The following is a 12,719-nucleotide window of genomic DNA, read 5'->3' as shown; positions in this document are numbered from 1 at the left end:
TTGGCTCAGCTCTTGCTAACAGCAACGAAGCTGACCGATCGGATGAGTTTTTTGCAGCAACGAAAAAAGGCGCCACACCAGAGCGCCGATCTTAAAAAAATAACGTGGAACACCTACTTTGGGAGCAACCGAATGAAACGTATGTGCACCAGCCTGATGCTCGCGGGATCGATGTTGGCCGGCGGCCAGGCCATGGCCGAAGGCCTGCTGCAGTGGCAGAACAACAGCCTGACCTACCTGTATGGCAAGGACTTCCAGGTCAACCCGCGCATCCAGCAGACCGTCACCTTCGAGCACGCCGATGCGTGGAAGTACGGGGACAACTTCTTCTTCCTCGACAAGATCTTCTACAACGGTGGCAAGGACTTCAGCAATGGTCCGAACACCTACTACGGTGAGTTCAGCCCGCGCATCTCGCTGGGTAAAGTGCTCGACCAGAAGATCGAGTTCGGCCCGATCAAAGACGTCCTGGTGGCGATGACTTACGAGTTCGGCGAAGGCGACACCGAGTCGTACCTGATCGGTCCAGGCTTCGACTTGGCGATCCCGGGCTTCGACTACTTCCAGTTGAACTTCTACCAGCGCCACACCCAGGGTGCTCGCGCCGGTGACAACGTCTGGCAGATTACCCCGGTCTGGTCCTACACCATCCCGGTCGGCAAGTCGGATATCCTGATCGACGGCTTCATGGACTGGGTCACCGACAACGACTCCAACTCCAAGGGTGATTACCACGCCAACCTGCACTTCAACCCGCAAGTCAAATACGACCTGGGCAAGGCGCTGAGCTTCGGCGAGAAGCAGTTGTACGTCGGTGTGGAGTACGACTACTGGAAAGACAAGTACGGCATCGACGACACCGGTGCGTTCAAGACCAATCAGAGCACCACGAGCTTCCTGGTGAAGTTCCACTTCTGATGCGGGTGTAAGTGGCGTCTGCGAGGACGCCATCGCTGGCAAGCCAGCTCCCACAAGTTCTTTGGTGTAGACAAAATCTGTTTACGACGCAAAGCCCTGTGGGAGCTGGCTTGCCAGCGATTGCCGCACCACCGATCTCAGGCTGGAACCACCGCTTTGGATATGCCCAAAAACCGGCACAACTCCTCGCGCTTGGCCAACGCATCACGCCGCCCCAGATCAATCAACTCGCTGCAGTACCCCGCCTCGAACAACAGATAACTCAACACCCCTGCCCCACTCGTCTTGGTCGCCCCCGGCCCGCGCAGAAACAGACGTAACGCCGCCGGCAACTCCTGGCGATGCCGTGCCGCAATCTCATCGATCGGCTGACTCGGCGAAATCACCAACACCTCCACCGGTGCCACGCCCAACTCGCGCGTCGGCGTGCCGGCAGGCATCAAGTGGCTGAACTGGTTGAGACGCTGCAGCAACTCGATGTCGCTCTCGAGGCTGTCAATGAACGTGCTGTTGAGCATGTGCCCGCCAATCTGCGCCAGCGTCGGCTGTTGCCCCGTGTAGGCGCGCTCCAGCGGCTGCTGCGGATCAAACCCGCGCGGGTTGCCGCTGACACCGACCACCAGCACCCGGCTCGCCCCTAAGTGCAGCGCCGGGCTGATAGGCGCCGATTGCCGCACCGCACCGTCACCGAAATATTCATCACCGATTTTCACCGGCGCGAACAACAACGGAATCGCCGAGCTGGCCAGCAGGTGATCCACCGACAGCTGCGTCGGCACACCAATGCGCCGATGCCGCAGCCATGAATCGATCTTGCCGCCGCCCTGATAGAACGTCACCGCTTGCCCGGATTCGTAGCCGAACGCCGTCACCGCCACCGCATGCAATTGCTTGCGCGCGATCGATTCGGCGATACCGGGCATGTGCAGCTTTTCATTGAGCAGTGCGCGCAGCGGCGAACTGTTGAGCAGCGCCACCGGCAGTTGCCGGCCGAGGCCGAGCAGGCTGTGGCTGACAAAACGGCTGGCCTGACGGATAACCCCGGGCCAGTCGCTGCGTAGCACGCGATGGCTGCGAAAGCCTTGCCAGAACAAGGTGAGACGCTCGATCGCAGCGCGAAAGTCGGTAGCGCCACTGGCGAGGCTGACCGCATTGATCGCCCCGGCCGAGGTGCCAACGATCACCGGAAACGGATTGTCGGCGCCCAACGGCAGCAATTCGGCAATCGCCGCCAGCACCCCCACCTGATACGCCGCCCGAGCCCCGCCGCCGGAAAGAATCAAACCTGTGACCGGTTCAGTTGGGCTCATCGCAACACTCCATGGTGCTTGAAAGGATGGGGGAATCAACCGCGTTTGGCGTACAGCTTCGGCTCGCCCGGTGGACGGCTCTTGAAGCGTCGATGCGCCCACAGGTACTGCTCGGGGCAGGCACGCAACGCGCTCTCGACCCACTGATTGATGCGGATGCAGTCAGCTTCTTCGGTTTCGCCGGGGAAATCTTCCAGCGGCGGATGAATCACCAAGCGATAACCGCTGCCGTCGGCCAGACGCTCCTGCGTGAACGGCACCACCAGCGCTTTACCCAAACGAGCAAACTTGGTGGTCGCAGTCACGGTCGCGGCTTGAATGCCAAAAAGCGGCACGAAGATGCTCTGTTTGGCGCCGTAGTCCTGATCCGGTGCGTACCAGATCGCGCGACCGGAACGCAGCAGCTTGAGCATGCCGCGCACGTCGTCACGCTCCACCGCCAGCGAATCGAGGTTGTGCCGCTCGCGGCCCTGACGCTGAACATAGTCAAACAACGGATTCTTGTGCTCGCGGTACATGCCGTCGATGGTGTGCTGCTGGCCGAGCAGCGCTGCACCGATTTCCAGCGTGGTGAAATGCGCCGCCATCAGGATCACGCCTTTGCCTTCGCGCTGGGCCTTTTGCAAATGCTCCAGGCCTTCAACGTGGGCCAGCTTGGCCAGACGCTCGCGCGACCACCACCAGCTCATAGCCATTTCAAAAAAGGCGATGCCGGTGGAGGCGAAATTTTCCTTGAGCAGGCGTTTGCGCTCAGCGGCGGATTTTTCCGGGAAGCACAGTTCAAGATTGCGCTTGGCGATGCGCCGCCGGTCGCCGGCCACGCGATACATCAGCGCGCCCAAAACTCGACCGATGGTCAGCAAGGCCGGATACGGCAACTGCACGATCAGCCATAAAAGCCCCAGACCGCACCAGAGCGGCCAGAAGCGTGGAGCAAGAAATGCTTTTCGAAAACGCGGGCGATCCATTAAAGCTTCCGTAAATACAGTGGCCGCGCATTCTACATCGTTCGACCCGGCTTGCGGCCTGCGGGCGTTCTCGTTATAAGTCTCGGCACTTTTAGTGACAAGCCGTTGTATGCCGACATGAGCCAAACCGAACCGTTAGACCAAGATCCCGTATTCCAGCTCAAGGGCAGCATGCTGGCCATTACTGTGCTGGAACTGGCCCGTAACGACCTCGAAAGCCTCGATCGGCAATTGGCCGCCAAAGTTGCCCAGGCGCCGAACTTCTTCAGCAACGCGCCGCTGGTTCTGGCGCTGGACAAACTGCCGCCGAGCGAAGGCGCCGTCGATCTGCCAGGCCTGATGCGCGTCTGCCGTCAACATGGCCTGCGCACCCTGGCGATTCGCGCCAGTCGCATCGAAGACATTGCCGCCGCCATCGCTATCGACATTCCGGTGCTGCCGCCGTCGGGCGCCCGCGAACGGCCGCTGGAAACACCCGAAGCCGAAGTCAAAAAGAAACCGGAAAAACCGCCTGAGCCAACGGTCAAACCGACCCGCGTCATCACCACGCCAGTACGTGGTGGCCAACAGATATATGCCCAGGGTGGCGATTTGGTCGTGGTGTCTTCGGTCAGTCCGGGGGCGGAACTTCTCGCCGATGGCAACATCCATGTATACGGCCCGATGCGTGGTCGGGCGCTGGCCGGCGTGAAGGGTGACACCAAGGCACGGATTTTCTGTCAGCAATTGAGCGCTGAACTGATCTCCATCGCCGGTCACTACAAGGTTTCCGAAGATTTGCGTCGCGACCCTATGTGGGGCTCGGGCGTACAGGTCAGCCTGTCGGGCGACGTGTTGAACATCATTCGGCTTTAACGGATACTGCCGCATTTTCCAAGCATCTCTAAAACGTAGCGAAAACGGCTCAAACGAAGTAGGAAAAAGGCTCAAAGCCAAATTCCAGCCAAGGCTGTCCGACTGCAGTAGTTTTCAAGAGATGTTTTTCAGGGGCTAAAAAGTCCTTCTTCCTTAGGGGTGAAACACCTTGGCCAAGATTCTCGTGGTTACATCCGGCAAGGGTGGTGTGGGTAAGACCACCACCAGCGCCGCTATCGGTACCGGCCTCGCTCTGCGCGGCCACAAAACAGTGATCGTCGACTTCGACGTGGGCTTGCGTAACCTTGACCTGATCATGGGTTGCGAGCGCCGCGTGGTGTATGACTTCGTCAACGTGGTCAACGGCGAAGCCAACCTGCAACAAGCGCTGATCAAAGACAAGCGCCTGGAAAACCTCTACGTACTGGCCGCCAGTCAGACCCGCGACAAAGACGCGCTGACTGTCGAAGGCGTGGAAAAAGTCCTGATGGAGCTCAAGGAACAATTCGAGTTCGTAGTCTGCGACTCCCCGGCGGGCATCGAGAAAGGTGCTCACCTGGCCATGTACTTCGCTGATGAAGCGATCGTCGTGACCAACCCGGAAGTGTCCTCGGTACGAGATTCGGACCGCATGCTGGGCCTGCTGGCCAGCAAATCGCGCCGCGCCGAACGTGGCGAAGACCCGATCAAGGAACACTTGCTGATCACTCGCTACCATCCAGAGCGTGTTGAAAAGGGCGAAATGCTGGGCGTTGAAGACGTCAAGGAAATCCTCTCGGTAACCCTGCTCGGCGTGATCCCGGAATCCCAGGCGGTGCTCAAGGCATCCAACCAGGGCGTCCCGGTGATTCTCGACGACCAGAGCGATGCCGGTCAGGCCTACAGCGATACCGTCGACCGTTTGCTGGGCAAAGAAAAAGCCCACCGTTTCCTCGATGTCGAGAAGAAGGGATTCTTCGAGCGCCTGTTTGGAGGTAGGTAATGAACCTTTTTGACTTCTTTCGTGCCAACAAAAAGCCAAGTACCGCCTCGGTAGCGAAAGAGCGTCTACAGATCATCGTGGCGCATGAGCGCGGCCAGCGCAGCACGCCGGATTACTTGCCAGCCTTGCAGAAGGAACTGGTCGACGTGATCCGCAAGTACGTCAACATCGGCAACGACGACGTACATGTTGCACTGGAAAGCCAGGGCAGTTGCTCGATTCTGGAACTCAACATCACCCTGCCTGATCGCTGAGTCGATCCGGCAGGTACGACGGCGGTTCAGGGCCATCCCATGCGGGAATGGCCCTGAACCGCCGTTGGCATTTGTTACGAGGCTGTTTTAATGCCGCTGTCCAACATCCACATCCTCCATCAGGACGCCGCCGTACTGGTGGTGAACAAGCCGACGTTGCTGCTCTCGGTGCCCGGTCGCGCCGACGACAACAAGGATTGCCTGATTACCCGTTTGCAGGAAAACGGCTACCCGGAAGCGCGCATCGTCCATCGCCTGGACTGGGAAACCTCTGGCATCATTTTGCTTGCGCGTGACGCCGACACGCATCGCGAACTGTCGCGCCAGTTTCACGACCGCGAAACCGAAAAGGCCTACACCGCTTTGGCCTGGGGTCAGCCGGAACTCGACAGCGGCAGCATCGATTTGCCGCTGCGTTACGACCCGCCGACCAAACCACGCCACGTCGTCGACCACGAATTCGGCAAACACGCGCTGACCTTCTGGCGCGTGCTGGAGCGTTGCGGCGACTGGTGTCGCGTCGAGCTGACGCCGATTACCGGTCGTTCGCACCAGTTGCGCGTGCACATGTTGTCGATCGGGCACCCGCTGCTCGGTGACGGGCTCTACGCTCACGAGCAGGCTCTGGCCGCCTGGCCGCGTCTGTGCCTGCACGCGAGCATGCTCAGTTTCACCCATCCGCAAACCGGCGAACGCCTGCGCTTCGAGTGCCCCGCCCCGTTCTGACCGACAACACTGACCCCCTGTAGGAGCTGCCGAAGGCTGCGATCTTTTGATCTGGTGTTTCGTAAATCAAAAACAAGATCAAAAGATCGCAGCCTTCGGCAGCTCCTACACGGATCCGGTGCAGATTCAATTCCCCGGCCGATGCGTTAAACTCCCGCCCATTGCTGTCTGGAGTTTCTTATGCGCGAAGAGTTGAACCAAGGCCTGATCGACTTTCTCAAGGCCTCCCCTACCCCGTTCCACGCCACTGCCAGTCTTGTTCAGCGTCTGGAGGCTGCCGGTTTCGTGCGCCTCGACGAGCGCGAGCCATGGACCACCGAGCCGAACGGCCGCTACTACGTCACCCGTAATGACTCTTCGATCGTCGCGATCAAAATGGGCCGCACTTCGCCACTGCACGGCGGTATCCGCCTGGTCGGCGCGCACACTGACAGCCCGTGCCTGCGGGTCAAGCCGCAACCGGAACTGCAGCGTCAGGGTTTCTGGCAACTGGGCGTTGAAGTCTACGGCGGTGCGTTGCTGGCACCGTGGTTCGACCGTGATCTGTCGCTGGCCGGCCGCGTGACCTTTCGCCGCGACGGCAAGGTTGAAAGCCAACTGATCGATTTCAAGGCGCCGATCGCGATCATTCCCAACCTGGCGATTCACCTCAACCGTGAAGCCAATCAAGGCTGGGCGATCAACGCGCAGACCGAACTGCCGCCGATCCTCGCGCAATTCGCCGGTGACGAGCGTGTCGATTTCCGTGCCGTGCTCACCGATCAACTGGCCCGCGAACATGGCTTGAACGCCGACGTCGTGCTGGATTACGAGTTGAGTTTCTACGACACGCAAAGTGCTGCAGTGATTGGCCTCAATGGCGACTTCATTGCCGGCGCGCGCCTCGATAACCTGTTGTCGTGCTACGCCGGCCTGCAAGCTTTGCTCACCGCTGAAACCGACGAAACCTGCGTGCTGGTGTGCAACGACCACGAAGAAGTCGGCTCCTGCTCGGCCTGCGGTGCCGACGGCCCGATGCTCGAACAGACACTGCGCCGTCTGTTGCCGGAAGGTGACGAGTTCGTCCGCACCATCCAGAAATCCCTGCTGGTCTCGGCCGACAACGCCCACGGCGTGCACCCCAACTACGCGGAAAAGCACGATGCCAACCACGGCCCGAAACTCAACGCTGGCCCGGTGATCAAGGTCAACAGCAACCAGCGCTACGCCACCAACAGCGAAACCGCCGGCTTCTTCCGCCATCTGTGCATGGCCGAAGAAGTCCCGGTACAGAGCTTCGTGGTGCGCAGCGACATGGGCTGCGGCTCGACCATCGGCCCGATCACAGCCAGCCACCTCGGTGTGCGCACTGTCGACATCGGCCTGCCGACCTTCGCCATGCACTCGATCCGCGAACTGTGCGGCAGCCATGACCTGGCGCACCTGGTCAAAGTGCTGAGCGCGTTCTACGCCTGCCGCGAATTGCCTTAAAAGCTTCGGCAAATTGCGATTCAATGTAGGAGCTGCCGAAGGCTGCGATCTTTTGATCTTAAAAACAAAATCAAAAGATCGCAGCCTTCGGCAGCTCCTACTCAGATCAATAGCGGTCGGCAGAAACCGACCTAGACTTACATCATTCATTTCGACAAGGCAGTCTCCATGATCTCGATGTCTTCGTTCCACGCCATGCTCATTCCGATCCTGAGCGGAATGATCCTGCTGGCCATCGGCTTCAACTTCCGCGACAAGAACGCCGGTGTGTTCGCCATGTGGATCGGCATGCTGACGATCCTCGCCACCGTGGTATACAAGATCCTCGCCAAACTCAACGAATAAATCCGCGCCCGGCTCGCATTGAATGGGTGGGCCTCGTACACTCCAGCGAATCCGCCCCTTGCGAGGTTGACCGCCTAGTGTTCGCTCGTCTTTTTGCTTTGCCCAGTCTGTTCCTTGTCTGCCTGATGACACTGCTGCCGATGGCGTCCGCCCACGCGGTCGGTCTGCCGGGCCTGCTCAACACCAACAAGGCGCAACCCGAAGCCCAGGAACCGCTCGGCCAGTCCCTCGACGAAGTCATCAAGTCGCTGGAAAACGACAAGCAACGCGCGCAACTGCTGACCGACCTGAAGAAGCTGCGCGACGCCACCAAAAAGGCCCAGGCCAGCCCCGAAGAAGGCGTACTCGGCCTGATCGGCGGGACCCTCGCCAACTTCGAAAAGCAATTCACCGGTACCGACAGCCCGCTCAACCGCTGGGGCAACGAGTTCGACTTGGCCAAGGAAGAGCTGAGCGGCATGATGTTGCCGGCCAACGAATGGCTGCCGATCATCTTCGGCTTCGCCATGATCCTCGCGGTGTGGAGTCTGCTTGCCGCCGCGCTGATCTGGCTCGGCCATCGCGTGCGCATGCGTTTCGGCCTCACTGAAGAATTGCCGCAACACCCCAAAGCCCTCGACATGCTGCGCTTCGCCCTGCGCAAACTCGGGCCGTGGCTGATCGCTTTAGTGATGACCGTTTACATGAGCTACGCCTTGCCGTCGTCTCTAGGTAAAAGCCTGGCGATGGTGCTGGCCTATGCGCTGGTGGTCGGCACCTGTTTCTCGGCGATCTGCGTGATTGCGTTTTCCCTGCTCGACGGCCCGCACCGCCATCGTGCGCTGTACATCCTCCGTCATCAGGCGTTCCGGCCGCTGTGGCTGATCGGCAGCTTCGCCGCGTTCGGCGAGGCGCTGAATGATCCACGCCTGATCGAAAGCCTCGGCGTGCATCTGGCCCACACCGCCGCGACCATCGCCAATGTCCTCGCGGCGCTGTCGACCGGCTTGTTCATCCTGCGTTTCCGCCGACCGATCGCGCATTTGATCCGCAATCAGCCGCTGTCACGACGCCTGACCCGCCGCGCGCTCAGCGACACCATCGAAATCCTCGGCACCTTTTGGTACGTGCCGGCGCTGGTGCTGGTCGGCATCTCGCTATTCGCCACCTTCGTCTCCGCCGGCGACACCAGCACCGCCTTGCGCCAGTCGCTGATCTGCACCGTGCTGCTGGTGTTGTGCATGGTGATCAACGGCCTCGTGCGCCGTCATTCCTTGAAACCGCAACGCGGGCCGAAACGTCACGCGCTCTACTCCGAACGCCTGAAAAACTTCTTCTACACGCTCGCGCACTTGCTGGTCTGGCTGGTCTTCATCGAACTTGGCCTGCGCGTGTGGGGCCAGTCGCTGATCGGTTTTGCCGAAGGCGAAGGCCATGACATCAGCGTCAAACTGTTCAGCCTGATTGGCACACTGGTTTTCTCCTGGCTGATCTGGATCCTCGCCGACACCGCCGTGCACCACGCCCTGACCCGCTCGCGCAAAGGCCTGGCCAATGCGCGGGCGCAGACGATGATGCCGCTGATCCGCAACGTGCTGTTCGTGGCGATCTTCATCATTGCGCTGATCGTCGCGCTGGCGAACATGGGCATGAACGTCACGCCACTGCTGGCCGGTGCCGGTGTGATCGGTCTGGCCATCGGTTTCGGTGCGCAGTCACTGGTCGCGGACCTGATCACCGGTCTGTTCATCATCATCGAAGACTCGCTGGCCATCGATGACTACGTCGACGTCGGCGGCCACCTCGGCACTGTCGAAGGCCTGACCATCCGCACCGTGCGCCTGCGCGATATCGACGGCATCGTCCACACCATCCCGTTCAGCGAAATCAAAAGCATCAAGAACTACTCACGGGAATTCGGCTACGCGATCTTCCGCGTCGCAGTGCCGTACAACATGGAAATCGACGACGCGATCAAACTGATGCGCGAAGTAGGCCAGAAGATGCGCACCGATCCGTTGCAGCGGCGCAACATCTGGTCGCCGCTGGAGATTCAGGGTGTCGAAAGCTTCGAGTCCGGCAGCGCGATTCTGCGCGCACGCTTCAAGACCGCACCGATCAAACAGTGGGAAGTGTCCCGGGCGTTCAACCTGTCGCTCAAACGCCATCTCGACGAAGCCGGACTCGACCTGGCAACGCCGCGCATGAGCGTGCAAGTGATCACTGCCGGTGGCGGTCAGCCGAAGGAATAGCACTCAGGCGCGCGGTTGCAGTCACAGGCAGGGAAGCCCGACAACAATAATCAAGGAGAGACCGATGCAACTGACGCGCATTGCCCAAGCCGTTCTACTCACCCTGTTCGCCAGCCACGCCGGTGCCGCCACGCTGGAAAGCACCCGCACGCAAATCGCCGAACAAGCGCACAAGCTCGAGCCGGAACTGCTGGAAACCCGCCGCGACATCCACGCCCACCCGGAACTCGGCAACACCGAAAAGCGCACCGCCGAACTGGTCGCCAAACAACTGCAAGCTCTGGGCCTGGACGTCAAAACCGGCGTCGCCCGCACCGGCGTAGTGGCCGTGCTCAAAGGCGCCCTGCCCGGCCCGACCGTGGCCCTGCGCGCCGACATGGACGCGCTGCCGGTCAAGGAAGTCGCCGACCTGCCCTTCGCCTCGAAAGCCAAAGGCACCTACCTCGACAAAGAAGTCGACGTCATGCACGCCTGCGGCCACGACGCCCACACCGCGATCCTGCTGAGCACGGCGAAAATTCTCACGGGCATGCGCGACACCTTGCCCGGCACCGTGGTGTTCTACTTTCAGCCTGCCGAAGAAGGCCCAAGCGACTTCATCCCCGACGGAAAAAACACCTGGGGCGCGAAAATGATGGTCGAGGAAGGCGTGATGAAATCACCGAAACCCGATGCGGTCTTCGGCCTGCACGTCTGGGCCGGTGTTCCCGCCGGCCAGATCGCCTTCCGCCCAGGCGCCACCCTGGCCAGCTCCGACGACCTGCGCATCAAAATCCTCGGCAAACAGACCCACGCCGGCCGCCCTTGGGACGGCATCGACCCGATCACCGTCGGCGCGCAAACTATCGTCGGCCTGCAAACCGTGGTCAGCCGCCGCACCGATATCTCGACTTATCCGTCAGTGGTCAGCATCGGCACCATCAACGGCGGGACGCGCTACAACATCATTCCCGAATCCGTCGACATGACCGGCACGATCCGCTCCTACGACTACGGCATCCGCCAGAAACTGCATGCCGACGTCCGCCAGACCGTGGAAAAAATCGCCGAAAGCGGCGGCGCCAAAGCCGACGTCACCATCATCGAAAAATACGACCCGACCATCAACAACCCGGCACTGACGGAAAAAATGCTGCCGACGTTGAAGTGGGCGGCCAAGGATGATGTGGTGAATGCACCGCTGGTGGGTGGCGCGGAAGACTTCTCGTTCTTTGCCAAGGAAGTGCCGGGACTGTTTGTGTTTCTCGGCGTGACGCCAAGAGACCAGGACATGAGCAAGGCAGCGCCGAATCACAATCCGGGGTTCTTTGTCGATGAGTCGGCGCTGGTGGTAGGCGTGAGAACATTGGCCTCGTTGGCGACGGATTATCTGTATGCCAATGCTGGGGCGGGCAAGTAGGGATGAGGTGACTGTGGGGGCGCCTTCGCGAGCAAGCTCGCTCCCACATTTGGACCCTGTACAGCCTGCCAGAAACAGGTCGGCTGTCAGGCCGCCATCGCTGGCAAGCCAGCTCCCACGAGGATTGAGCCAACCGGTAAACCTGTATCGCTTCGGCTTCTCACCACTCAACACAATGAGCGCAAGCTCGAGTACCGTTCTTGATCTTGATCCACGGGCGACGTCGGAAGGCTGAGTGGAGGGATTGATCCGGGGGTGGGAGCGCAGCGACCGTTTGGCGCAGCCAAACACAGCGAGAGGAGGTGCAGCGAAGCAAACCGTAGGCGCTGCGCCCGGATCGATCCCGGAGCGAAGGAACCCCGAGCCCCAGCGAGCGGGCCGCACGCAGGAGCAAGCCTTTTTGGTTACTTTTTCGGCGTCTGGAAAAAGTGACCCGCCGTAAGGGCGGAACCCTAATCAGCACCACCCGAAGCAACGGATATGCCCCCCAAAACGATCAAACCACATCAACCCCAACGTGAATCGCATCATGCCGCCAAAACTCCAGATCACAATCAATCAACCGCTCATGCTGATCATAATTGACCCGAGCAATCCGTAACCCCGGGCTCCCCACCGACACCCGCAAAGCCGCCGCCGCATCCACCGACAATGACGTCGGCACAATCTCAAACCGCACCCGCCCATAGTGCAAATCGTAATGCCGCGCATACAACTCGGTGATCGACTGATTCAAATCAAACTCAAGAATCCCCGGAAAAAACTGCGGATTCAAATAATGCTCCACATACAACACCAACCGCCCATCAATCCGCCGCGACCGGCAAATCTGAATCACGCTCGACAACGCCGGCAACTGCAACCACGCACACACCGCCGCCGACGCCGGCTGCAACCGCGCCGAAATCACCTCGGTCGACGGCACCCGCCCTTGCGCACTGACCATCGCGTGAAAGTGACTGCGCTGCATCAGGTTATAGGCCAGACGCGGCGGCGAGACGAACCAGCCACGGCGCTCCTCACGATAAATCTGCCCCTGCGCCTCCAGTTGCAGCAACGCCTCTCGCACAGTAATCCGCGTCGTACCGAACAACTCACTGAGCTTGCGCTCGGCCGGCAACTTGCTGCCCGCCGCCAGCAACCCGTGATCGAGTTGCTCCTGCAACACCTGGCCAATCGCTGTCACCGCTTTTGTTGCCTCATCGCGCATCAACGTTACCTATCTGGACTAGACCAGCACTGTTTCGGGGCAAAACTGCAC

Annotated in this window: 12 protein-coding genes; 9 read left to right on the top strand and 3 right to left on the bottom strand. The window is 60.3% G+C overall.

The window, feature by feature from the left end; genetic code table 11:
- Positions 1–132: 132 nt before the first annotated feature.
- Positions 133–918, top strand: coding sequence for an outer membrane protein OmpK (locus CKW26_RS27570; RefSeq protein WP_007913962.1), 786 nt, complete (start codon positions 133–135; stop codon positions 916–918).
- A 137-nt stretch (positions 919–1,055) separates the two neighbouring features.
- Here CKW26_RS27570 and CKW26_RS27565 read toward each other — a convergent pair whose 3' ends face one another.
- Positions 1,056–2,228, bottom strand: coding sequence for a patatin-like phospholipase family protein (locus CKW26_RS27565; RefSeq protein ID WP_095050912.1), 1,173 nt, complete (start codon positions 2,226–2,228; stop codon positions 1,056–1,058).
- A 35-nt stretch (positions 2,229–2,263) separates the two neighbouring features.
- The gene (locus CKW26_RS27560; RefSeq protein ID WP_095050911.1) at positions 2,264–3,196 is read right to left on the bottom strand and encodes a lipid A biosynthesis lauroyl acyltransferase; all 933 of its coding nucleotides are present in this window, start codon (positions 3,194–3,196) and stop codon (positions 2,264–2,266) included.
- A gap of 117 nt (positions 3,197–3,313) precedes the next feature.
- Between CKW26_RS27560 and minC the strand changes: the two genes are divergently transcribed.
- The 8 genes from minC (at position 3,314) to CKW26_RS27525 (ending at position 11,458) form a co-directional block, all read left to right on the top strand.
- Positions 3,314–4,051 carry a septum site-determining protein MinC gene (gene minC, locus CKW26_RS27555; RefSeq protein ID WP_026000431.1) on the top strand — a complete coding sequence of 246 codons (738 nt, stop codon included), beginning with the start codon at positions 3,314–3,316 and terminating at the stop codon, positions 4,049–4,051.
- Positions 4,052–4,220: 169 nt separating this feature from the next.
- A complete protein-coding gene (gene minD, locus CKW26_RS27550; protein ID WP_007913953.1) occupies positions 4,221–5,033 on the top strand; it encodes a septum site-determining protein MinD in 813 nt (270 codons plus the stop codon).
- On the top strand, positions 5,033–5,287 hold the full coding sequence (gene minE, locus CKW26_RS27545) for a cell division topological specificity factor MinE (RefSeq protein WP_003223146.1): 255 nt from the start codon (positions 5,033–5,035) through the stop codon (positions 5,285–5,287). The genes minD and minE overlap by 1 nt, the downstream gene beginning before the upstream one ends.
- Before the next feature lie 90 nt (positions 5,288–5,377).
- Complete coding sequence (locus tag CKW26_RS27540; protein WP_016982865.1) at positions 5,378–6,013, top strand: RluA family pseudouridine synthase; 636 nt, start codon at positions 5,378–5,380, stop codon at positions 6,011–6,013.
- Positions 6,014–6,193: 180 nt separating this feature from the next.
- On the top strand, positions 6,194–7,483 hold the full coding sequence (locus tag CKW26_RS27535; RefSeq protein ID WP_007919200.1) for a M18 family aminopeptidase: 1,290 nt from the start codon (positions 6,194–6,196) through the stop codon (positions 7,481–7,483).
- A 168-nt stretch (positions 7,484–7,651) separates the two neighbouring features.
- Positions 7,652–7,828 (top strand): hypothetical protein, encoded by a 177-nt coding sequence (locus tag CKW26_RS30130; protein ID WP_163004785.1) that lies wholly within the window; start codon positions 7,652–7,654, stop codon positions 7,826–7,828.
- 77 nt (positions 7,829–7,905) lie between these two features.
- A complete protein-coding gene (locus CKW26_RS27530) occupies positions 7,906–10,059 on the top strand; it encodes a mechanosensitive ion channel family protein (protein ID WP_095050910.1) in 2,154 nt (717 codons plus the stop codon).
- Positions 10,060–10,123: 64 nt separating this feature from the next.
- Positions 10,124–11,458: an amidohydrolase gene (locus CKW26_RS27525; protein WP_095050909.1), complete on the top strand. Its 1,335-nt coding sequence runs from the start codon at positions 10,124–10,126 to the stop codon at positions 11,456–11,458.
- A gap of 496 nt (positions 11,459–11,954) precedes the next feature.
- Here CKW26_RS27525 and CKW26_RS27520 read toward each other — a convergent pair whose 3' ends face one another.
- Complete coding sequence (locus CKW26_RS27520) at positions 11,955–12,668, bottom strand: UTRA domain-containing protein (RefSeq protein WP_064121017.1); 714 nt, start codon at positions 12,666–12,668, stop codon at positions 11,955–11,957.
- Positions 12,669–12,719: the final 51 nt, after the last annotated feature.

This window comes from Pseudomonas sp. Irchel s3h9 (genome assembly GCF_900187475.1).
Lineage (GTDB): Bacteria > Pseudomonadota > Gammaproteobacteria > Pseudomonadales > Pseudomonadaceae > Aquipseudomonas > Aquipseudomonas neuropathica.
This window is presented reverse-complemented; position numbering and strand designations above follow the sequence as displayed.

Bases quoted from the DNA above. Each gene is read 5' to 3' on its own strand.
- minE (WP_003223146.1), top strand. From the start codon at position 5,033: ATGAACCTTTTTGACTTCTTTCGTGCCAACAAAAAGCCAAGTACCGCC.
- minC (WP_026000431.1), top strand. From the start codon at position 3,314: ATGAGCCAAACCGAACCGTTAGACCAAGATCCCGTATTCCAGCTCAAG.
- CKW26_RS27565 (WP_095050912.1), bottom strand. From the start codon at position 2,228: ATGAGCCCAACTGAACCGGTCACAGGTTTGATTCTTTCCGGCGGCGGG.
- CKW26_RS27525 (WP_095050909.1), top strand. From the start codon at position 10,124: ATGCAACTGACGCGCATTGCCCAAGCCGTTCTACTCACCCTGTTCGCC.
- CKW26_RS27535 (WP_007919200.1), top strand. From the start codon at position 6,194: ATGCGCGAAGAGTTGAACCAAGGCCTGATCGACTTTCTCAAGGCCTCC.
- CKW26_RS27570 (WP_007913962.1), top strand. From the start codon at position 133: ATGAAACGTATGTGCACCAGCCTGATGCTCGCGGGATCGATGTTGGCC.
- CKW26_RS30130 (WP_163004785.1), top strand. From the start codon at position 7,652: ATGATCTCGATGTCTTCGTTCCACGCCATGCTCATTCCGATCCTGAGC.
- CKW26_RS27560 (WP_095050911.1), bottom strand. From the start codon at position 3,196: ATGGATCGCCCGCGTTTTCGAAAAGCATTTCTTGCTCCACGCTTCTGG.
- CKW26_RS27520 (WP_064121017.1), bottom strand. From the start codon at position 12,668: ATGCGCGATGAGGCAACAAAAGCGGTGACAGCGATTGGCCAGGTGTTG.
- CKW26_RS27540 (WP_016982865.1), top strand. From the start codon at position 5,378: ATGCCGCTGTCCAACATCCACATCCTCCATCAGGACGCCGCCGTACTG.